General features: G+C 63.8%; 20 protein-coding genes and 1 pseudogene. 15 read left to right on the top strand and 6 right to left on the bottom strand.

All coding sequences use genetic code 11. From position 1 onward, the window contains the following. Nucleotides 1–264: 264 nt before the first annotated feature. Nucleotides 265–768, top strand: coding sequence for a DUF1269 domain-containing protein (locus SO140_RS02140; RefSeq protein ID WP_254113161.1), 504 nt, complete (start codon nucleotides 265–267; stop codon nucleotides 766–768). Nucleotides 769–785: 17 nt separating this feature from the next. Here the strand turns inward: SO140_RS02140 and SO140_RS02135 are convergent, their stop codons facing one another. Next, nucleotides 786–1499, bottom strand: coding sequence for a Bax inhibitor-1/YccA family protein (locus SO140_RS02135; RefSeq protein WP_449377356.1), 714 nt, complete (start codon nucleotides 1497–1499; stop codon nucleotides 786–788). 229 nt (nucleotides 1500–1728) lie between these two features. Here SO140_RS02135 and SO140_RS02130 point away from each other — a divergent pair, with 229 nt between their 5' ends. The 14 genes and pseudogenes from SO140_RS02130 (at nucleotide 1729) to SO140_RS02065 (ending at nucleotide 16728) form a co-directional block, all read left to right on the top strand. Continuing rightward, nucleotides 1729–1947, top strand: coding sequence for a DUF6894 family protein (locus tag SO140_RS02130; RefSeq protein WP_449377357.1), 219 nt, complete (start codon nucleotides 1729–1731; stop codon nucleotides 1945–1947). A gap of 183 nt (nucleotides 1948–2130) precedes the next feature. Continuing rightward, a complete protein-coding gene (locus SO140_RS02125; protein ID WP_449377358.1) occupies nucleotides 2131–3570 on the top strand; it encodes a basic amino acid/polyamine antiporter in 1440 nt (479 codons plus the stop codon). Nucleotides 3571–3602: 32 nt separating this feature from the next. Then, nucleotides 3603–3839 (top strand): hypothetical protein, encoded by a 237-nt coding sequence (locus tag SO140_RS02120; protein WP_449377359.1) that lies wholly within the window; start codon nucleotides 3603–3605, stop codon nucleotides 3837–3839. A gap of 34 nt (nucleotides 3840–3873) precedes the next feature. Beyond that, a complete protein-coding gene (locus SO140_RS02115; protein ID WP_498542250.1) occupies nucleotides 3874–5010 on the top strand; it encodes an AI-2E family transporter in 1137 nt (378 codons plus the stop codon). A gap of 17 nt (nucleotides 5011–5027) precedes the next feature. Then, nucleotides 5028–5618: a hypothetical protein gene (locus tag SO140_RS02110; protein WP_449377425.1), complete on the top strand. Its 591-nt coding sequence runs from the start codon at nucleotides 5028–5030 to the stop codon at nucleotides 5616–5618. Nucleotide 5619: 1 nt separating this feature from the next. Continuing rightward, nucleotides 5620–6105, top strand: a complete 486-nt coding sequence (locus SO140_RS02105) for a DUF992 domain-containing protein (RefSeq protein ID WP_449377361.1) — start codon at nucleotides 5620–5622, stop codon at nucleotides 6103–6105. Nucleotides 6106–6262: 157 nt separating this feature from the next. After that, nucleotides 6263–6820, top strand: a complete 558-nt coding sequence (locus tag SO140_RS02100; RefSeq protein ID WP_498542249.1) for an HdeD family acid-resistance protein — start codon at nucleotides 6263–6265, stop codon at nucleotides 6818–6820. A 17-nt stretch (nucleotides 6821–6837) separates the two neighbouring features. Continuing rightward, the gene (locus SO140_RS02095; protein WP_498542248.1) at nucleotides 6838–7161 is read left to right on the top strand and encodes a twin-arginine translocation signal domain-containing protein; all 324 of its coding nucleotides are present in this window, start codon (nucleotides 6838–6840) and stop codon (nucleotides 7159–7161) included. 42 nt (nucleotides 7162–7203) lie between these two features. Then, the gene (locus SO140_RS02090) at nucleotides 7204–7485 is read left to right on the top strand and encodes a hypothetical protein (protein ID WP_449377364.1); all 282 of its coding nucleotides are present in this window, start codon (nucleotides 7204–7206) and stop codon (nucleotides 7483–7485) included. 47 nt (nucleotides 7486–7532) lie between these two features. Continuing rightward, nucleotides 7533–8753: an efflux RND transporter periplasmic adaptor subunit gene (locus SO140_RS02085; RefSeq protein WP_449377365.1), complete on the top strand. Its 1221-nt coding sequence runs from the start codon at nucleotides 7533–7535 to the stop codon at nucleotides 8751–8753. Further along, entirely contained in the window at nucleotides 8750–11902 is a 3153-nt protein-coding gene (locus SO140_RS02080) for an efflux RND transporter permease subunit (RefSeq protein ID WP_498542247.1), read from the top strand. Before SO140_RS02085 ends, SO140_RS02080 begins: the two co-directional genes overlap by 4 nt. Before the next feature lie 3 nt (nucleotides 11903–11905). Next, nucleotides 11906–12976, top strand: coding sequence for an HlyD family secretion protein (locus SO140_RS02075; RefSeq protein ID WP_498542246.1), 1071 nt, complete (start codon nucleotides 11906–11908; stop codon nucleotides 12974–12976). Continuing rightward, nucleotides 12973–15613: pseudogene (locus SO140_RS02070) on the top strand (ATP-binding cassette domain-containing protein). The gene SO140_RS02075 and the pseudogene SO140_RS02070 overlap by 4 nt, the downstream one beginning before the upstream one ends. A 2-nt stretch (nucleotides 15614–15615) precedes the next feature. Continuing rightward, nucleotides 15616–16728, top strand: coding sequence for an ABC transporter permease (locus SO140_RS02065; protein ID WP_498542245.1), 1113 nt, complete (start codon nucleotides 15616–15618; stop codon nucleotides 16726–16728). Nucleotides 16729–16733: 5 nt separating this feature from the next. Here SO140_RS02065 and SO140_RS02060 read toward each other — a convergent pair whose 3' ends face one another. The 5 genes from SO140_RS02060 to SO140_RS02040 are packed head-to-tail and all read right to left on the bottom strand — an operon-like array spanning nucleotide 16734 to nucleotide 21686. After that, nucleotides 16734–17501 carry an SDR family NAD(P)-dependent oxidoreductase gene (locus tag SO140_RS02060; protein ID WP_449377370.1) on the bottom strand — a complete coding sequence of 256 codons (768 nt, stop codon included), beginning with the start codon at nucleotides 17499–17501 and terminating at the stop codon, nucleotides 16734–16736. Beyond that, nucleotides 17498–18613 (bottom strand): ABC transporter ATP-binding protein, encoded by a 1116-nt coding sequence (locus SO140_RS02055; protein ID WP_449377371.1) that lies wholly within the window; start codon nucleotides 18611–18613, stop codon nucleotides 17498–17500. The genes SO140_RS02060 and SO140_RS02055 overlap by 4 nt, the downstream gene beginning before the upstream one ends. A 10-nt stretch (nucleotides 18614–18623) precedes the next feature. Then, the gene (locus SO140_RS02050; protein ID WP_498542244.1) at nucleotides 18624–19481 is read right to left on the bottom strand and encodes a carbohydrate ABC transporter permease; all 858 of its coding nucleotides are present in this window, start codon (nucleotides 19479–19481) and stop codon (nucleotides 18624–18626) included. Continuing rightward, a complete protein-coding gene (locus tag SO140_RS02045; protein ID WP_449377373.1) occupies nucleotides 19474–20403 on the bottom strand; it encodes a carbohydrate ABC transporter permease in 930 nt (309 codons plus the stop codon). Before SO140_RS02045 ends, SO140_RS02050 begins: the two co-directional genes overlap by 8 nt. Continuing rightward, complete coding sequence (locus tag SO140_RS02040) at nucleotides 20400–21686, bottom strand: ABC transporter substrate-binding protein (RefSeq protein WP_498539583.1); 1287 nt, start codon at nucleotides 21684–21686, stop codon at nucleotides 20400–20402. Before SO140_RS02040 ends, SO140_RS02045 begins: the two co-directional genes overlap by 4 nt. Nucleotides 21687–21736 lie beyond the last annotated feature (50 nt).

Genomic DNA, 21736 nt, shown 5'->3' with positions numbered 1-21736 from the left:
CTATTGTCGATGCTTGCGACCATGCGCTTTCGGACCTGCAGGGAATATCGGGTGATTACCTAGTCGCGGATCAGGATTTCCCTCCTCGCCGGCGACGACGCCGATCGCCTCGCGCGTGCCCCTTCGCGCATCAGAACATTCATCCTTTGAGCCCAGGGTTTTCTCCGATGCCGTGCGTAGCGCCCGCGGACTACCGTCGCGCCGGAGCGCACCATCAGCAGCATTCCGCCCAGCCGACAAAGCTTAAAGCTTAAGGAGGTTTCGATGTCCGATCTCGTCGCGATCGTGTACCCGACCGAGGCAAAAGCCGAGGAGGTGCGTCAGCGGCTCCTCAAATTGCAGAAGGAATACCTCATCACCATCAGCGACGCCGTGATCGCCGTCAAAACCGATACCGGCGGCATCAAGCTCAATCAGCTCGTCAACACGACGGCCGTGGGAGCGATGACCGGAAGCTTTTGGGGGCTCCTGATCGGCGTCTTGTTCCTGAACCCGATTCTCGGTGTCGCGGTCGGGGCGGCGTCGGGCGCGCTCGGCGGCGCGCTGTCCGATTTCGGCATCGACGATGCCTTCATGAAGGAACTGTCCGGTAACCTCCACACCGGCAACGCAGCCTTGTTCGTCCTGATCAAGCACATGACGGCGGACAAGGTGCTCAAGGAGATCAAGGACGCCGGCGGCGTCGTGCTGAAGACATCGCTGGACGAGAGCAAGGAAAAGATGCTGCGCGACGCGCTCGCCAGCGCAGCGGAGCGGCCGGCGGCTTGACGCCGCCTTCCGCCGCTTCAGCGACGATTGCCGAGAAGGCGCAGCAGCATCATGAACAGGTTGATGAAGTTGAGGTAGAGCGACAGCGCGGCGAGAACGGACTTCCGGCCTGCCGACGTCTCATCGTCCGCGCTGTCGTACATCGCCTTGATGCGCTGCGTGTCGTAAGCCGTGAGGCCTGCAAAGACGCCGACACCTACGATCGAGATCAGCCAGTCGAGCCCGGTCGACCTCAGGAAGAGGTTGACCAGGCTGGCGATGATGATGCCGATCAGGCCCATGAACAGGAAGGTGCCGACCCCGGACAGGTCGCGCCGCGTCGTGTATCCGAATAGGCTGAGTGCGCCGAAGGTCGCTGCGGTGACGAAGAACACGCGTGTGATCGAGGCGCTCGTGTAGATGTGGAGCAGGATCGAGAGCGATATGCCGACGAGCGCGGCATAGAGAAAGAAAAGCTGCCGTGCGGTGGAGACCGACAGCGTATTGATGCGCGATCCCAGAAAGAATACCAGCGCGAGCGGCGCCAGTATGAAGATCCACATCACCGGACTTTGCAGCCAGGCGGGATCAACCAGCTGGTAGGCCAGCCACGCCGCAACCGCAGTCACGCCGACACCCGTGGCCATGTGATTGTAGATCCGCAACATGTAGTCGCGCAGTCCGGCGTCAATCGCAATCGCGCTGCCGCCGGCCTGGCCTGAGGCCGCCAGATTCTGATCATAGTTCGACATCGCTTTCCTCCTCTCGCGCGTCGACGGGATCAGATCAGGCTATTCCGATGCGCAGGTCCCGGACATCGGCTGATCACCCGAGGAACCGAGGTAGGATTCCCCTAGTCCGGGGAGGCTCGCCTCGACCTTACGGGAGCGCAAGCTGCCGGACCGCTTGTCATCCCTTTGGCGGAGGCGCCTTACGGGTTTGTCACTGGAAGCCGTCCACGCGCGAGCTTAATGCAGCCGCATGCGCTACTTCTTTCACATCGTCGATCGATATGGCTTGTTCCCGGACCTGACCGGATGCGAGCACGCCGATCTGGATGCGGCGCTGGAGCACGCCAGGCGGCTGGCAGCCGAGCTCGCCAAGACAGGCGAGTTCTTTCGGTCGAGCTTCGTATTCGTGGCGCGGGCGGCGGCAGCCGGTTCGCCGTCGCGTTCCGACCAACAGGTTGCAGAAGCCTGAAGGCGGCGCTCCGCGCGAGGCCGGCGATGCCGATTTACGGCCATCGCCCTCTACAGAGAATCCCTGATGTGCGGGCGGGAAAACCGCCTCTAAGGTTGCAGGCTTGTCGGCCGGCCGCCATCCCGCGATTCCCCGCGGACTGTCGTATCAGGCCCATTTCCGATCGGAAGGCCATTCTCTGTCATGGCTCCTTCGTCGAACGAGGCCGCTCAAACGCTGTCACGCAGTGCGCTCACCGCGCTCGTGATCGGGTCGATGGTGGGTTCGGGCATCTTCGCATTGCCCGCATCCTTCGGTCGCGCCACGGGCGTGCTTGGGGCGATCATCGCCTGGGTCATTGCCGGTACCGGCATGCTGATGCTGGCGCTGGTGTTCCAGGCGCTCGCACGCCGCAAGCCGGAGCTCGACGCCGGCATCTATGCTTACGCCAGGGCCGGATTCGGCGATTACATCGGCTTTGCTTGCGCCGCCGGCTATTGGATTGGCTGCTGTCTTGCCGACGTCACCTGTCTCATCCTGATCAAGGCCACGCTCGGGCAGTTCTTTCCCATGTTCGGCGATGGCACGACGCCGACGGCGATCGCGGCGGCATCCGTGCTGCTGTGGGGCGTCCATGTCCTGGTGCTGCGCGGCATCAAGGGAGCGACCACCCTCAACACGATCGCAACCTACGCCAAGATCGTCCCGATCCTGGCGTTCATCACCGTGGCGATCTTTGCCGTGGACGCCGAACGGCTCTCGCAAAGCTTTTGGGGAACGGACGAGCCGGCTCTTGCGGACGTCTTCACGCAGGTCCGCGGTACAATGCTGCTCACCGTCTTCGTGTTCGTCGGGATCGAGGGCGCAAGCGTGTACTCCCGCTATGCGAGGGACCGCTCCGATATCGGGGTTGCGACCGTTTTCGGCTTCCTGATCGTCTTGAGCCTTCTCGTCCTCGTGACGCTTCTGTCCTACGGCGTGCTGCCTCGCGAGGCACTGGCGGCGCTTCCGACGCCTTCGATGGCCGGTGTGATGGAGGCGATGGTCGGGCGCTGGGGCAGCATCTTCATCAGCATCGGGCTGCTGATCTCGATCCTCGGAAACTACCTGTCATGGTCGCTGCTCGCAGCTGAAGTCCTGCATTCGGCGGCGCTGAACCGCACCATGCCCTCCTTCCTCGCAAACGTGAACGCGCATCAGGTCCCGGTGGGCGCGCTCTGGCTCACCAATTGCGTCATCCAGGCTTTCCTGCTCGTCACCTGGTTTGCGGAATATGCCTTCACGCTCGCGCTCAAGATGACCAGTGCGATGACGCTGATCCCGTATTTCTTCGTTGCGGCATATGGGCTGAAGCTGGCGTCGGTAAGCGAAACTTACCATGCCGGCGAACGCGCCCGCACCGTCGACGGGGTCCGCTCGGCCGTCGCGACGCTCTATGCCGCCGGCATGATCTATGCGGGCGGTCCCAAGTTCCTGCTGCTGTCGTCCATCCTGTACGCACCCGGAACGGTGCTATTCTTTCTCGCAAAGCGCGAGCGCAAGGAGCCGACCTTCAGGCCATTCGAAGCCGTCGCATTCGCAGCGTTGGTGGTCGCTGCGTGCGCCGGTATCTATGCGCTCACCATCGGAGCTATCTCGATCTGAACTTAGTCGCTGGTCGTACATTGGAGGCGAGCATGAACACCCGGGCCCTCTGCGGTATTCTGATCCTTGGACTTGCAGCAGCGATCGCACCTTCGTGGCCCTCTCTGGCGCAGTCCGACACCAAGAGCGTGGCCGCGCCGAAAGAAACAGGCGCAGCCGCGCCCAGCACCACCACACCCAATACGAACACCAACCCGACGAAGCACCGCTACTGGCGCCATCGCGGCGGCAAGCATCCACACTATGGCAGCCGTCGGGTTCGTACCTAGAAAAAGGGATGAGATCCCACGAATTGGTCGGTCGATGAGCGACACCCGGATCGGACAAGACAGGCTGCGCGAGGCGGTGCGGCGCGACGAAGCCGACCCCATCGGAGGCGACGGCCGGCGCAGCCTGCTCACGACTGGACTCACTCTGCTTGCCGCATGCGTCGCACTGTTCCTGGCGTGGCAATCCGTTTCGAGCCTCCTCGTCGTCTTCGCCGGCGTGCTGTTTGCGGCCTTGCTGGATGCCGCCGCGCGGGCGCTCGCTCCCGCCCTCCCGCTCAAGCGGGTCTGGCGATTGACGCTCGTGCTGCTGTTCCTCACTGCTCTGTCGGGACTTGGTCTCGTGTGGGGCGCACGCAAGCTGCCGGAGCAGACGCGCATATTGCTCAAGGTGATGGACGCCCAGCTCGACATCCTCCAGGAGCACCTGTTGTCGTACGGCGTCGATCTGCTCGGCCCGGAATGGGGCCGGGATTTCGCGCAATGGCTGTTCTCCGATCAGGGCCGGCTCCTCAGCCACGCCCAGTTCGTGCTGGGAGGCGCCTCGAGCGTACTGACCGCCACGCTCGTGATCCTGTTCCTCGGAATCCTCTTTGCATTCGATCCCACCAGCCATCGCGAAAGCCTGGTGATGCTGGTGAAGCCGTCATATCGGGCACGAACGCGCGAGGTGATGGACGAGATGGGCAACGTCATGCGGCTCTGGTTCGTCGGACAACTGATCCGCATCATCCTGATGACGCTGTGCGTCTGGGTCGCGCTTTACCTCATCGGGCTGCCCGGTCCGTTCGTGCTTGGGCTGCAGGCGGGATTGTCGAATTTCATCCCCTATCTCGGGCCGATCGTTGCCGCCATTCCGATTGCGCTCGTCGCGATGCCTCTCGGCGGCTCACTGCTGATCTGGGCCATGGTGGTCTACACCATCATCCAATCAGTCGAAGGCTATGTGATCGGCCCGCTGATCCAGCGCCACGCCGTGGAAATCCCGCCGGCCTGGACCCTGGTCGCGATCGTTCTGTTGGGCGCGCTGTTCGGCGTCATGGGCATTGCGCTGGCGATGCCGCTGGTTGCCATCGGCCGGGTCGCGATCATCCGATTCTACGTCGAGGACTACCTCGGCGATGGCCCCAGACTGACGCTCGGCAACGGCAAATCACGCGTGGGTGACCCATGAACAACACTGAGCGCGAGATGGATACGCAGCAGGCGGAGAGCGGCGACGCTCACCCAACGTATTCGAGCATGGCCCATTTCCTGTGGCAGCAGCTTCCTTATGTCGTGGCGCTGGTGCTGGCGATTGCGGGCGTCGCCTACACCAATGTCTCGCACCAGCCCCTGGTCGGCTATTGGGAGTTCCTGGCACTCGCCATCGGCGTGGTCTGCGTCATCACGAAATGGCCGGAGGTCGAGGCTAAGGAAGCCAAGTTGCGGTTGATCTGGACACAGGCGCTGCACTGGGTCGCCGTCCTGATTACGATGAACATCATCCTGGTGTCGGGCGTGCAGCAGTTGCTTCCGACACCGGCAACCGGCCTTGTTCTTCTGACTTTGCTCGCGCTCGGAACGTTCCTGGCGGGCGTCAGTCTTCTGTCGCTGCAAATTGCCTTCCTCGGCCTTGCGATGGGCTTGGCCGTTCCGGCGATATCCTGGCTGAAGCAGTCGTTCCTCTTCTTTCTGCTGGGCGCCATGCTCCTCATCGGCCTTGGTCTTACCTTCTGGCTTCGCCAGGACCGGCGGCCGGGAGCCGCGGCCGCCGACACCAAGACGCACATGGAGGCGTGACATGCGAATGACACGGATCGTTGCAGTGATCGGCGCATCGGCGCTGCTGTCCACATTCACCCTGCCCGCGTGCGCCGAGACCTTCAGGGTCGGCCGGCTCCTGTGTTTCAGCAACCCGCGCGTCGGGCTGGTGCTCGGATCGGCGCAGACGCTGCGCTGTGTATTCTATGCGCGAAACCCGGCCCGGCAGTACATCTATGAGGGGCGGATCCGCCGCGTTGGCCTTGATATCGGCGTGACGAGCGCAGGCACCCTCTCCTGGGCCGTGCTCGCGAAGAATTCGCGCATCGGCCCCGGCACCTTGCGCGGCAACTATGTGGGCGCGAGTGGTAATTTCGCTCTGGGGCCCGGCCTCGGCGCCAATGTCCTGATCGGCGGCTCACGACGCAGCGTCATGCTACAGCCGCTCTCCATCGAGCGATCGATCGGGCTCAATCTTGCAGCCGGCGTCACGAATCTGACGCTGGGGCCGAGGGGACGGCGATAGCGATCCGCCGCGCCTCTCGCGTGAGCGCAGCGCCGACATTCATGCCAATGGGAATATTCCCGCGCCACTGCTCAGGGTTTCGTCGGATGTCGGCGTTGCGGGTTCCAAGCTAGCATTCAGGCGTGTCGATCGAGCCATTGCCGATGAGGAGAATGGCATGACAGCCTATGACAGCCGAACCGAGATCGAGGGGCTCGTTCCGCCCCCGTTCTGGGTCTGCGCGCTTCTTGGCATCGTGCTGATCGCCGCCGGCCTCTTTGCTCTCGGCGACGTCGTGTTTGCAACTCTCATCAGCGTCAAGCTGATCGGCGTGATCGCGATCGCGGCCGGCGCGTTCGAGATCATGCACGCCTTCTGGACCAAAGGATGGGGCGGCTTCCTGTGGCAGGTTCTGCTTGGCGTGCTCTATCTGGGGCTCGGTTTCCTGCTGCTCGGCCAGCCTGTGTCAGGCGCTCTCATCCTGACCTACTTCCTCGGCGCGATACTGTTCGCCTCGGGCGCCATTCGCTGCGTGCTGAGTTTCGCGCATTGGCGGCAGAACGGATGGATGATGCTCATCTCCGGCGCCTTTGCAACGCTCGCAGGTCTCGTGATCCTGCTCGGATTCCCCGACATCAGCATCTGGGCCCTCGGATTCCTGCTGGGGGTCGACCTCATTTCGCACGGCCTGGCGTGGCTGCTCTACGCGCTGCAGTCCGTGCGGCGGACTGCGTGACAAGAGAGGAGAAGATGATGGACGTTCCCACTCGCCGTGCTTTCCTCGGCTTTGCCCAGAATGCCGTTGCCGCCGTAGCAATCGGCGCCATCGGCGTTCGCTTGATCGAGACCGCGGAAGCCATGCCGATCGCCCCCGATCTCGGGCAGGCCGGGACGCCATCCGATCTCGTGACGCAAGCGCAATGGGGACCTGGACCCGGCTGGGGACCTGGAACTGGCCCCGGTTGGGGACCCGGACCCGGTTGGGGGCGACCGCCGCCACCGCCGCCGCGGCGCAGGCGCCGCTGGGTCTGCTGGTGGCATCGCGGTCGTCGTCAATGCGGATGGCGGTGGCGCTAGAGCCGTCGCAAACCGACGCAGTCCTTCGGCGGCGGGTTTGTCATGACGACGATTCGGGCTCTCAACCAGACGATGGAGGACACCATGCACACGAAGAACCAATGGCTCCTTGCGGCCGTGCTGGCCGTCCTTCTCATTGTGGCCACCTGGTATTGCGTCGCTGTGTGGCAGGCGACGCCCATGCCGCTCTACGGCAACATCATCCTGGGAGTCGCCGCGATCTTCATACTGGTCTCGGGCTGCGGCCTGATCGCGCTGATGTTCTACAGCCGTCGCAAAGGCTACGACGAGCCTGCACGCAGCAACCGCACGCCACGGGAGTAAGCGAGGCCTGAGCTACTGATTTTCCAGGCCGGAGCAAGGAGCAGATGATGGACCTTGCGCAAGCCTCGGTCAGACTGCTGGCGGCAAGCCTTGTGACGATCTTCACCGGCGGGACAGCCTGGACCCAGGCTGCTCCCACTGGCCCTGCTGCGGTCGGTGTCGTGGAAGCGGCCGAGCGGCCGATCACCGAGAGCAACGAATTCATCGGGCGGATCGAGGCGATCAATCGCGTCAACGTCGTCGCACGCGTCACCGCGTTTCTGGAAAAGCGGCTGTTCGTCGAAGGCGCTGAAATCAAGACTGGGGATCAGCTCTATCATCTCGAACGCGGCCCCTTCGAAGCCGACCTCGAGGCAAAGCAGGCACAGGTAGCACAGCTCCAAGCGACGCTCGAGAATGCCAAACTGACCACCGAGCGCGCACGCACGCTGCTCGGCGGACCGGCCGGACAGCAATCGACCTATGACGCGGCGATCGCGAACCAGCGCAGCCTGGAAGCGCAGGTTCAGGCCGCGCAGGCACAGGTCGAGGCGTCCCGGATCAATCTCGACTACACCGTGATCAGCGCAGCGATCGACGGCAAGATCGGACGCACCTCGGTCACCGAAGGCAACGTCGTCAGTCCGAGTTCAGGCGTGCTGACCACCATCGTCAGCCAGGACCCGATGTACGTCACCTTCCCCGTGCCGCTTCGCCAGGGGCTGGAATTGCGCGAGCGCTATGGTCCGAAAGGCGGCCTGGAAGCCGTGGTGATCAGGTTGCGACTCCCCGACGGCCGCATGTATGGCCAATCCGGCAAGCTGAATTTCGTCGACAACACCATCGCGCAAAACACCGACACGGTCACCGTGCGCGGCGAGATCGCCAACCCCATCCTGCGGGCACCTTCGGCCGCGGGCGTGACCGTTCATGAACTCACCGACGGCGAATTCGTCACCGTCGTGCTCGAAGGCGTCGAGCCGGTCGAGGTGCTGGCAATCCCCCGCTCTGCCGTGCTCTCGGACCAGCAGGGTGATTATGTTCTCACCGTCGGTGCGGACAACAAGGCCGAGCAACACCGCATCAAGCTTGGACAATCGACGCCGACCATTGCCGCCGTGATCAGCGGGCTCACCGCCGGTGACAGGGTCATTGTCGAGGGCCTGCAGCGGGCCCGTCCCGGCCAAGTCGTCGCACCCGGTCCGGCAAGCCCGCTGATCCTGTCGAACATGAACGCCGCTACGGGCGACACCGGCACTTCCGGCAAAGCGGTGGGCACCAAGCCATGATGTCCGCGATCTTCATCGATCGTCCCCGACTGGCGATGGTGATCGCGTTCATCATCACCATCGCCGGCGCGCTCGCGCTGACGCAGATCCCGGTGGCGCAGTTTCCGGACATCGTGCCGCCGCAGGTTTCGGTCTCCGCTACCTTCCCCGGGGCATCGGCGGAGGTGGTCGAAGGCAGCGTCGCCCAGCCACTGGAGGCGCAAGTCATCGGCGTCGACCGCGCGCTCTACATGAAATCGACCAGCGCCAATGACGGCACCTACACGCTGACGGTCTCGTTCGCGCTCGGCACCAATCCAGACATTAACACCGTCAACGTCAACAACCGCGTCCAGAGCGCGCTGTCGCAATTGCCGACGGAGGTCCAGCAGCAGGGCGTGACGGTACGCAAGCGGTCCTCGGCCATCCTGCAATTCCTGGTGCTCTACAGCGCCGACGGACAGCAGGATCCACTCTTCATCACCAACTACGCCATCATCAACGTGCTTGATGCCCTCGCCAGCACGCCGGGCGTCGGCCAGACCAATCTGTTCGCCAAGATGAACTACTCGATGCGGATCTGGTTCGATACGCAGCGGCTGACCAGCCTCAATCTGACTCCGTCGGACGTCATTGCCGCGATCCGTACGCAAAGCGTTCAGGCGCCGGTCGGCCGCATCGGTGCGCGGCCGATCAGCGATGACCAGCAATTCCAGTTCAATGTGCAAACCCTTGGCCGACTCGCCACCACCGATCAATTCGCCAACATCGTGCTGCGCGCGAATCCGGACGGCTCCTCGCTGTTGGTGAAGGACGTTGCGCGGGTCGAGATGGGCGCGCAAAACCTCGACAGCGAAGCGCGGATCGATGGACGCTCTGCCGTGCCGATCGCGATCTATCTTGTACCGGGCGCCAACGCCGTGACGACCGCGAAGGCAGTCGCGGCCACGATGCAACGCCTGTCCAAGCGTTTCCCGACCGGGCTCGGCTACCTCGTGCAATACGATTCCACGAGCTTCGTGTGGGATACGATCACCGAAGTCCTGCGGACGCTTGCCGAGGCCTTCGTCCTGGTCGTGATCGTGGTGTACCTCTTCCTTGGCAATCTCCGCGCCACCGTGATCCCGGCCGTGGCTGTTCCCGTGAGCCTGATCGGCACTTTCGCCGTGCTGCTGGTGGTCGGCTATTCGGCCAATACGGTGTCGCTGCTCGCAATGGTGCTCGCCATCGGCATCGTGGTGGACGACGCGATCGTGGTGGTCGAGAACGTGGAACGCGTCATGGAGGAGGAGCCGGATCTGTCCCCGGTCGAGGCCAGCAAGAAGGCCATGACGCAGATCACTGCACCGATCATCGCGATCACGCTGGTGCTGCTCTCCGTGTTCGTACCAATCGCGTTCATTCCGGGCATTTCCGGCACGCTGTTTCGCCAGTTCGCGGTCACGATCAGCGCAGCGATGATCATCTCGGCATTGAACGCGCTGACACTGTCGCCGGCGCTCTGCGCGCTGTTCCTGCGCCACACCGGACCTAGGGGCGGCATCATCGGGCGCGTGCTTGGCGGCATCGACTGGCTGCGCGAGTGCTACAGCAGCGGCGTTCGCCGGCTGTTGCGCATGGCGACCCTCTCCCTCCTGCTGGCTGTCGTGTTCGCGAGTGCGATCTTCGGCATGTCGCTGATCACGCCGACGGGCTTCCTCCCCGAGGAAGACCAGGGCGCCTTCTTCACATCGGTGCAACTCCCCGACGGCGCGTCGGTCGCACGCACCAGCGAGGTCACCCAAAAGATCGAAGACATCCTGAAGAAAATGCCGGCAGTCGATCACGTGCTCGCCGTCATCGGCTTCTCACTGCTCGACGGGGCATCCGAGCCGAACAGCGCGCTGGTCGTGACCCGACTCAAGCCTTTTGCCGATCGCAAGGCTGCGGCCGATTCTGCACAGGCGTTAATCGCGCAAACCTTCGCAGCCGGTGCGCAGATCCCGCAGGCAAACGTGCTGCCCTTCAACATGCCGCCGATCATCGGCCTCTCCACCTCCGGCGGGTTCGAATACCAGCTCGAGGCGCTGGAAGGACAGAGCCCTGCGGCCATCTCCAGCGTCACCAGCGCATTGATCAGCGCCGCCAACGCCGATCCAAGGCTGGCGCGCGTCTTCTCGACGTTCACGGCGACCAATCCTTCGATCTTTCTCGACATCGACCGCCGCAAGGCGCAGGCGCTCGGCGTTACCGTCAGCGACATCTTCACCGCCTTGCAGGCGACGCTCGGCGGTATCTACGTCAATAACTTCAACCTGTACGGCCGCACCTGGCAGGTCAACGTCCAGGGCGAGGCGTTCGATCGCGCCGATATCTCCGACATCTGGCGGATCTACTTGCGCAACGACACTGGCCAGATGGTGCCGATACGCTCGCTAGCCGGCATCAAGATCGTGACCGGACCGCAGGTGATCACCCGCTACAACAACTATCGCTCGGTGACGGTGAACGGCAGCCCGGCGCCAGGCATCTCGTCCGGCACCGCGATTGCAACCATGGCGGAGATCTCGAACACCGTGCTGCCGACGGGCTACAGCTTCGAATGGACCGGCACCGCCTATCAGGAGCAGCAAGCCGCCGGCCAGACCGGCATCGTGCTGATGCTCGCGGTATTGTTCGCCTATCTGTTCCTGGTCGCGCTCTACGAAAGCACCGTGATCCCGATCCCGGTGCTGCTCTCGGTCGTCGTCGGTGTGCTCGGCTCCTATGTCGGGATCAAGGTCGCCGGCCTCAATCTCGATCTCTATGGCCAGATCGGCCTCGTGGTCTTGATCGCGCTCGCTGCCAAGAACGGCATCCTGATCGTGGAGTTCGCAAAGGAGCAACGCGAGGCGGGCGTGGCGCTCCACGATGCGGCGATCCAGGGGGCACATATGCGCTTCCGCGCGGTCATGATGACGTCGGTTGCGTTCATCCTCGGTCTCCTGCCGCTCGTCATCGCAACCGGTGCCGCCGAGCTCAGCCGCCGTGCCGTCGGCACGGCCGTTTTCGCCGGCATGCTCGCCGCCAGCTCGATCGGGATCTTCATGGTGCCGATGCTCTACGTGACGTTCCAGCGCCTGCGCGAGCGGGCGAAGGCGAAACCCGGTTCAAACCCCCACCTGACACCGCCTGTCGATGAAACGGTCTAGACCATGACGCGCAATCGAAAACGCTGGCTGATCGCCCTCCTTGTCGTGGCCTTAGGCGTGGGCGGCTACCTCGCCTGGCAGAGGCTGGGCAGTGACAGCCTTCCGCCCGGCTTTGCCAGCGGCAACGGCCGCATCGAGGCCGTCGAAATCGACATTGCGACCAAGACGCCGGGCCGGATCAAGGACATCCTGGTGAGAGAGGGCGATTTGGTCTCTGCCGGACAGGCGCTGGCGCAAATGGATACCGTGCAACTCGAGGCGCAATACCGTCAGGCGCAGGCGCAACTGCGCCGCGCCACGATCGGAATCGACACGGCCAAGAGTTTCGTGACCCAGCGCGAGGCCGAGAAGAAGACGGCGACCGCCGTGATCAGCCAGCGCAGCGCGGAGTTCGATGCGGCCGATCGAAAGCTGCAACGCTCGGAGCAATTGATCAGGACCAATGCCGTGTCGCAGCAGGTGCTCGACGACGACCGGGCGGCTGCCAACGGCGCGCGCGCAGCCGTGGCCGCATCGGAGGCCCAGCTCGCCGGCTCGGAAGCTGCGATCAGTGCCGCTGAAGCACAAGTCGTCGATGCCGAGGCTGCCGTAGAGGCGGCGAAGGCGGCCATCGAGAGCATCAAGGCCGACCTCAACGACTCGACGCTGCGCGCGCCGCGCGATGGACGCGTCCAGTTCCGCGTGGCCCAGCCCGGCGAAGTGCTCTCCGCCGGCGGACGCGTGCTCAACCTCGTCGACCTCGGCGACGTCTACATGACCTTCTTTCTGCCGACCGCGCAGGCAGGCCGCGTCGCGATCGGCTCGGAGGTCCGCCTCGTGCTCGACGCCGCGCCGCAATGGGTGATTCCCGCCAAGGCGACGTTCGTCGCCAGCGTTGCCCAGTTCACGCCGAAGACGGTCGAGACCGAGGAGGAGCGCCAGAAGCTGATGTTCCGCGTCCGCGCGCATATCTCCCCCGACCTGCTGCGGAGAAACATCGAGCAGGTCAAGACCGGCCTGCCCGGCCGGGCCTTCGTCCGGCTCGACCAGAACGCCGCGTGGCCGGCGCAACTGACGGAACATCTGGTCAAATGAGCGACGCGTCGAATGGCGATCAGTCAGCGGTGCCGGTCATACGCCTGGAGGCGGTCGCGCTGTCCTATGACAGGACTCGCGCACTTGACGGCATCACGCTCGACATTCCCGCAGGCCGCATGGTTGGATTGATCGGACCTGACGGGGTCGGAAAATCCAGCCTGCTTTCGCTGATCGCCGGGGCTCGCGCGATCCAGGGAGGCGGCGTCCACGTGCTCGGCGGCGACATGGCCGACGCTGCGCATCGCCGACGGACCTGCCCGCAGATCGCCTATATGCCGCAGGGCCTGGGCAAGAATCTCTACCCGACTCTGTCCGTCTTCGAGAATGTCGATTTCTTCGGCCGCCTGTTCGGACACGACCGGCGCGAGCGGGAGGAACGCATACAGCAGCTCCTCAAGGACACTGACCTTGCTGCCTTTGCCGACCGACCCGCCGGTAAGCTGTCCGGCGGCATGAAGCAGAAGCTCGGCCTCTGCTGCGCGCTGATCCACGATCCCGACCTGCTGATCCTCGACGAGCCGACCACTGGCGTCGACCCGCTCTCGCGCCGGCAGTTCTGGGAGTTGATCGAGACGATCCGGAAGGATCGTCCCGGCATGAGCGTCATCGTCGCGACCGCCTATATGGAGGAAGCCGCGCGCTTCGACTGGCTCGTTGCAATGAACGACGGCCGGGTACTGGCCACCGGCACGCCGGCTGCACTGCTGCAGCAGACCGGCGCCGACAATCTCGACGCCGCCTTCATCGCCCTGCTCCCCGAGGCGCAGCGACGGGGTTACAAAGAGGTGGTGATCCCGCCGCGCGCGGGCGACCATGACGGCGACATCGCGATCGAGGCCGAGCAACTGACCGTTCGGTTCGGCGATTTCACGGCCGTCGATCATGTGAGCTTCCGCATCGCTCGCGGCGAGATCTTCGGCTTCCTCGGCTCGAACGGCTGCGGCAAGACCACGACGATGAAGGTGTTGACCGGGCTGCTGCCGGCGAGCGAAGGCGAAGCCAGGCTGTTCGGGCATGAGGTCGATCCCAACGACATGGATGTCCGGCGGCGCGTCGGCTACATGTCGCAGGCCTTTTCGCTCTATTCCGAGCTGACGATCCGCCAGAACCTGGAACTGCACGCACGCCTGTTCCGCCTCGCGCCAGAGACCATCGAAGACCGCGTCCGCCAGATGGTCGAAGACTTCGACCTCACCGACGTCATCGACGCGCTGCCCGATGCGCTGCCGCTCGGTGTGCGCCAGCGCCTGTCGCTGGCGGTCGCCATGATCCACGCACCCGACGTCCTGATCCTGGACGAGCCGACGTCAGGTGTCGATCCGGTCGCGCGCGATGGCTTCTGGCAGATCCTGTCCGACCTGTCGCGGCGCGACAACGTCACGATCTTCGTGTCCACCCATTTCATGAACGAGGCCGAGCGCTGCGACCGCATCTCGCTGATGCATGCCGGCAAGGTGATGATCAGCGACACGCCGGCAGGGATCGCGGAGCGGCGCGGCGGCGGCAACCTGGAGGAAGCCTTCGTCGCCTATCTGAAGCTGTCTCTTATACACAGAGCTCAGGCGCGACCCGATCCGAGCGACGCTGGCGATCCTCGGCAGCCTGATCCTGATGTTCGTGATGGGTTATGGCATCAACATGGACGTCGAGAACCTCTCCTTCGCCGTCATGGACCGCGACGATACCACGATCAGCCGCGACTACGTCCTTCAGATCGCGGGGTCCCGCTATTTCACGGAGCTCGCACCGATCACCGACTACGACGATCTCGACCGCCGCATGCGCAACGGCGAGTTGAGCCTGGCCATCGAAATTCCGCCTGGCTTCGGTCGCGATGTGGCGCGCGGCAGCGACGTTCAGATCGGCGCCTGGGTCGACGGCGCGATGCCATCGCGCGCGGAGACAGTGCGGAGTTATGTGCAGGCGATGCACGCGACGTGGCTCGCGCAACGGGCCCGGCAACTCCTGGGCAATGCCGCGACCACCGGTGACTACCAGCTCGAGGTACGTTTCCTCTACAACCCCGACATCAGAAGCATCGTCGCGATGGCACCCGCCGTGATCCCGATCCTGCTCCTGATCATCCCGGCGATCCTGGCGACGCTGAGCGTCGTGAGGGAGAAGGAGCTGGGATCGATCATCAACTTCTACGTCACGCCGGTGACCCGGATCGAGTTCCTGCTCGGCAAGCAGCTGCCCTATGTCGCGCTCGCCATGCTGAACTTCTTCCTCCTGACCGCTTTCGCCGTGTTCGCATTCGGCGTTCCCTTCAGGGGCAGCTTCGTTGCCTTCACGGCAGCCGCCCTCCTCTACGTCGTCATCACGACCGCGATGGGGCTCGTGATCTCCTCGTTCATGACGAGCCAGATTGCTGCGATCTTCGCGACCGCGCTGCTCACCATGATTCCGGCCACGCAATATTCGGGTCTGGTCGATCCGGTATCATCGCTCCAGGGTGCGGGCGCGATCATCGGACGGATCTACCCGACGGCCCATTTCGTCACCATCACGCGCGGCACCTTCTCCAAGGGGCTCGACTTCAGCGATCTTTCGGGACCGTTCCTGGCGCTCGTCATCACCATCCCCGTGCTGCTCGGGCTCGGCGTGCTGCTCCTGAAGAAACAGGCGAACTAACCATGCGCGCAGGCAATATCATCCAGCTCGGCGTCAAGGAACTGCGCGGCCTGTTGCGCGATCCGATGATGCTGGGGCTGATCGTCTGTGCCTTCACGGTCTCGATCTATACCTCGTCCAGGGCGCAGCCGGAGACGCTGAACCAGGCGGCGCTGGCCATCGTCGACGAGGACAGGTCGCCCGCCGCCACGCGCATCATCACCGCATTCAGCCCGCCCTATTTCACGGTCCCGCGGCTGATCCCACAATCGGAGATGATGTCCCGCATGGACGCCGGGCTCGACACCTTCGCGCTCAACATTCCGCCCAACTTCCAGCGTGACCTGCTGGCGCAGCGATCGCCCGCCATCCAGCTCAATGTCGATGCGACGCGCATGTCGCAGGCTTTCACGGGAAGCGGCTACATCCAATCCATCGTCAGCGACGAGGTCAGCGAGTTCCTGTCCCGCTACCGTTCGGCCGCACCGCTGCCGATTGATCTGGCGCTGCGCGCGCGTTTCAATCCAGAGCTCAACAAGGGCTGGTTCGGCGCGATCAACAACGTCATCTCCTCGGTCACGATGCTCTCGATCATCCTGACCGGCGCGGCGCTGATCCGCGAGCGCGAGCATGGCACCATAGAGCATCTCCTGGTGATGCCGGTGACGCCGTTCGAGGTGATGGCGAGCAAGATCTGGTCGATGGGGCTCGTCGTTCTCGTCGCCGCCAGCGTCGCGATCATCTTCATCGTTCAGGGATTGCTCGCGGTTCGGATCGGCGGCTCGGTCCCGCTGTTCCTGTTCGGTACGGCGCTCTACCTCTTCGCCACCACCTGCATGGGCATCTTCCTCGCCACCTCTGCCGGCACCATGCCGCAATTCGGTCTGCTGCTGATGCTGGTGCTGATGCCGCTTCAGATGCTGTCGGGCGCGACGACGCCGCGCGAGAGCATGCCCCAGATCATTCAGGACATCATGCTCGCCGCACCGAACACCCATTTCGTCATCCTCGCGCAGGCTGTCCTGTTCCGTGGCGCGGGACTGACGGTCGTCTGGCCGCAATTTGCGGCCTTGCTGACGATCGGCGGGATCCTGTTCTTCGTGTCTCTTCGCCGCTTCCGGCAATTCCTGCGCTGAACGACCTAGCCGAGGCCGCCGTCGACCTGGAAGCACTGACGCGTGATGCGTTTGCTGTCATCGGACGCCAGAAACAGCGCCATCCGCGCGATATCCTCCGGCGTTACCGCGTCCGGAATGGCCTGCCGCGTGCGGAGTTCGGCGATCTTTTGCTCGTCGGGATACCAGAGCCGACGCTGACGTTCCGTGATCACCATACCCGGCGCGATCGCATTGACGCGGATGCGGTCGGGGCCCACCAGCCGGGCGAGCGCGTTGGTGAAGCCGACGATCGCCGCTTTGGCCGCGGCGTAAACCGGCAGCGCCGGCGCGCCGCGTATCCATGCCACCGATGACATGTTGATGATCGAACCGCCACCGCGTGCCTGCATCTGCGGCACGATCCCCTGCGCGGCGAAGAAGACGTGTTTGAAGTTGACGCCGATTGTCCAGTCAAATTCTGCCGGCGTCACCTCGGACACTACCTGGCGCTGGTCGTTGGCGGCGTTGTTGACCAGCACCGCGGCATCGCCAAGCGTGCCGTGGACCTCTGCCATCGCCTCGCGCAGGGCCCCGATGTCGAGCAAGTCGCACGGCACGAAGAGGGGCGCTGAGCCGCCTGCGTCCGTCACCTCCCGCACCAAGGTCTCACCGGCATCGGTGTCGATGTCGAGGAAGGCGACGCGGGCCTGTTGGGCCGCGAACGCGCGCACGAAGGCCGCGCCGATACCGCTGGCGCCGCCGGTAATCAACACCACCTGGCCCGCAAGGCCCGGATAACTCGTCTCAGTCATGCGATCAGCCGCTCCGTCTCGGGGTCGAACAGGCAGATGCGGCGCGTGTCGAGCGCGAAGGCGGCGCGCTCGCCCGGCACCGGCCGGATGTCGGGCGCAATCCGCGCCAATGCGGACTCGCCGCCAAGCCGTAGCAATACGATGGTCTCCGCACCAGTCGGCTCGACCATCTCGACAGGCGCATTGACGACGACGGGCGCGCCGGCGCCGTTGGAGAAACTGCGGCTTCCCTCGGCGATGCATTCCGGCCGGATCCCGACCACGATCTCGCGGCCGACGAAGGAGGCTGCTGCGTCATATCCTTGCAGGCGCAGGCGGGCCTCGTCCGGCCGACCCGCGCCGATGACGACCACCGGCCCGCCATCTTCGGTTTCCAGCCGCGCCCTCATGGTATTCATCGGCGGCGAGCCCATGAAGCGCGCCACGAACAAATTGGCCGGATAGCGGTACACGGTGTCGGGATCGGCGAACTGCTGCACCTCGCCCTGATGCATGACGGCGATCCGCGTCGCCATCGTCATCGCCTCGATCTGGTCGTGGGTGACGTAGACGATGGTGGCGCCGATGCGCTGATGCAGCCGCTTGATCTCCATCCGCATTTCGACGCGCAGCTTGGCATCGAGATTGGAGAGCGGCTCGTCGAACAGGAACAGCAGGGGATCGCGCACCAGCGCGCGGCCCATCGCCACGCGCTGGCGCTGGCCGCCGGACAATTGCGCCGGCTTGCGTCCGAGCAGCGGCTCGATCTGCAAGAGGCGCGCGACATTCGATAGCGCCTTCTCCTGCTCCGCCTTCGGCACATGACGGCATTCCATGCCGAACGTGATATTCTGCCTCACCGTCATCGACGGATAGAGCGCGTAGGACTGGAACACCATGGCGATGTCGCGATCCTTCGGCGGGACATCATTGACGACTCGTCCACCGATCTCGATTGTTCCGTCGTTGGCGCGATCGAGCCCGGCGACGATGTTGAGCAGCGTGGACTTGCCGCAGCCGGAGGGCCCGACCAGCACGGTGAACTCACCGCTCTCGATGTCGAGATCGATCCCCTTCAGCACCTCGAGATTGGCGTAACGCTTCGACAGGGAGCGAATGCTCAATGCTGCCATGACAACCCCATCATTTCACTGCTCCGGCGGTAAGGCCGCGCACGAAGTACCGACCGCCGAGGAGATAGATCAACAAGGTGGGCAGCGCTGCGATGATCACGGCAGCGCTCTGCACACCATGCTTCGGGATATCCGCGATAGCGGCGGATAGCGCGATGAGAGCGGCCGTAACTGGCTGCTGTTGGCCGGTCGTGAATGTCACGCCATAGAGGAACTCGTTCCAGATGTGCGTGAACTGCCAGATCACGGTGACGATCAGGATGGGCGACGACAGCGGCAGAATGATGCGCCAGAAAATACGAAAGAACCCGGCGCCATCGATACGCGCGGCCCTGATCAGCTCATGTGGGATGGCGACATAGTAGTTCCGGCAGAACAGCGTGGTGAAGGAGAGCCCCTGGATCGTATGAATCAGCACGAGGCCCGTCAACGTGTTGATGAGCCCGATGTCCCGCAGCACGATAGTCCAGGGAAGCAAGCGCATCTGCTGCGGAAGGAAGAGACCAAGGGTCACGATGCCGTAGATCCAGCTATCGCCGCGAAAACGCCAGAGCGATACGGCGTAACCGGCAATCGCACCGAGTATGGTGGAGAAGATCGTCGCAGGAATCGTGACGAGCGCGGAGTTCAGCATGTACGGCCGGATGCCGGCGCAGGTCTCGGCGACGCAGAAACCGCTCCAGGCAGCAGCGTAGTTGCTCCAGGCCCAGTATTTTGGCCAGCCGATCATCGAGGCCTGCGCGATCTCCTCGTTCGTTCGGAGCGAGTTCAGCACGACAACAACCAGTGGCGCGAGCCAGGCTGCCGCGATCAATGAAACAAGCAGATAGATCAGGATCCGGTTCGGCGCGAAGGCGTGATCACGCATGGATCACCCGCCGTCGCTGGTAATAGCGCCACGCGGCATACGGCAGCAGCACCGCAAGGAGAATCAGCAGCATCAGCACCGCCGCCGCCGCACCCCGGCCGAGTTGGCTGCGCTGGAACATGAGGTCGTAGACCACAAGGGCCGGCAGCTGGGTCGCGATCCCGGGCCCGCCGTTGGTGAGCGCGCGGACGAGGTCAAAAGCCGAAATCGCGAACTGCAACTGGACCACGATGACGGTGATGGTGATCGGCCACAGCGTCGGCAAAATGACGCGCCGGTAAGTTCGGAACGGACCGGCACCGTCGATCTGAGCAGCCTTGATGATGTCGGCGTCGACGGACCGAAGGCCGGCAAGAAAGAGCGCCATGGCGAAGCCCGAGGATTGCCAGATCGCCGCGATGACAATCGTCCAGATGGCCATGTCGCGGTCGACCAGCCAGTCGAACCGGAAGGATGTCCAGCCGAGGTCATGGACGAGCTTCTCGATTCCGATGCCGGGATTGAGCAGCCAGCTCCAGACCGTGCCGGTGACGACGAACGACACCGCGAGGGGATACAGGAAGATGGATCGCAGCACGTTCTCGCCGCGAATGCGCTGGTCGAGCAGGATCGCGAGTATGAGCCCGGTCACCAGACTTAGCAGCACGAACGCGCTGCCAAACAGCAGCAGATTGTCGAAGGCGATCTGCCAGTTCCGTGACGCCAAGACCGCCGTGTAGTTGCGCAACCCCACCCAGCCCGAGACCGGAACAAGCGTGGATGGCGTGAACGAAATCCAGATCGTCCAGATCGAAAACGAAATGAGGTGCGCTGCAGACAAGAGCAGCGGCACCCAGATCATCAGATATTCGGGCAGCCGGCGCACCATTTCAGAGGTCGCCGGCCGGCCCGGTCGCGCTGCTGTCGAGACGGCGTCGGTCAACGTGAGCTCTCGACGGCGTCGGCGAGGCGGGTGACCGCCTGCTCCGGCGTAATCGTCTTGTTCTTCACGTACTCTGTGATCACGTCGATCATCGCTGCGGTCAGCCCGTTTTCCTGCGCCATGTTGTGCGCGAGGCTCAGGACGGCCTGATTGTTGGCGACAGCATCTTTCAGAGCTGCAGCGGTTCGCCGTTGACCGTCCGACCAGCCGGCACCGGAGAGATCGACATCGGTGCGCACGGGGATCGATCCTGTGATCTGCGAATACATGGTCTGGATCGCCGGATCCATGACGAGCTGGGCCATCAGCGTCTGACCGGCCTGCAGATCGGCCTCCTTGCGTTGCCAGAATATGAAGGCATCGGCATTCAACAGGAACACCGGCTTGCTGTTGTCGCTGGGGCCCGGCACGATGATGAAGTCCTCGAACTTGAAACCGGCGTTGCGCAACACGCCCTGCGCCCACCCGCCCTGGATCATCATGCCCATGTCGCCGTCGACGAAACGCTTCAGGTTGGTGGCAAACGGTTGGGCGCCGACATTGGGATCCATCCAGTCGGCGATCTTGCGCGTCTGCGCGAACGCAGCCTTTATGTCGGGCCCCTCCAGGGCCTTCTTGTCGAGATTCATGATGGCTGCGCGGTATGAGGTCGGACTGATGCCGGCGAAAGAGGCCTCGAATTTCTGCCCATCGTCGGGGCGGGTGCCGCCGTTGGCGATGGGATATGTGACACCGCCCGCCTTCATCTTCTCGGCGAGATCGTTGAACTCGGCCCAGGTGACGGGGGCCTTGTCGGCCTTGGCTTTGTCCAACGCACGTTTGGAGAGAAACAGCATGTTGGTGCTGTAGATCTGCAACGGCAGTGCGATCCACTTGCCCGCCGGCTTGTGCAATTTTGCAAGATCTGGTGCGACAACTTTTTCATAGCCAGCAGCAGCGACGATGGCGTCGAGATCGACTGTCGGGGCGATCTTCGACCAGGCCGCGATCTCGGGGCCCTTGAGCTGCGAACAGGCCGGCGGATCGCCGGCGATGATCTGGGCGCGGAGCTTATTCATCATCTCGGTGGTGAACCCGGGAACAGGCGAGTGCTGCCAGACCCCGCCTTTCTCCTCGAATTTCTTGCCGAGCGCCGTGATGGCCGCCCCATCGCTACCGGCGGACCATTGCGAGATCGCTGTCAGGCGCGGCTTGACCGCGCCTTGCGCACGAGCAAACGCCGGCAGGGCCAGCGCGGCAGCGGATCCAGCGAGCAGACGACGCCTTGTTGTTGTAATCGGCATAGCAAGTTCCTCCCGGGTGCGAACTTTTTTTGGCACGAGTGAGCCGTGGC

The organism is Bradyrhizobium sp. UFLA05-108 (assembly GCF_059803455.1).
The sequence above is the reverse complement of the archived record's forward strand: the minus strand, read 5'-3'. Positions and strand labels throughout refer to the sequence as shown.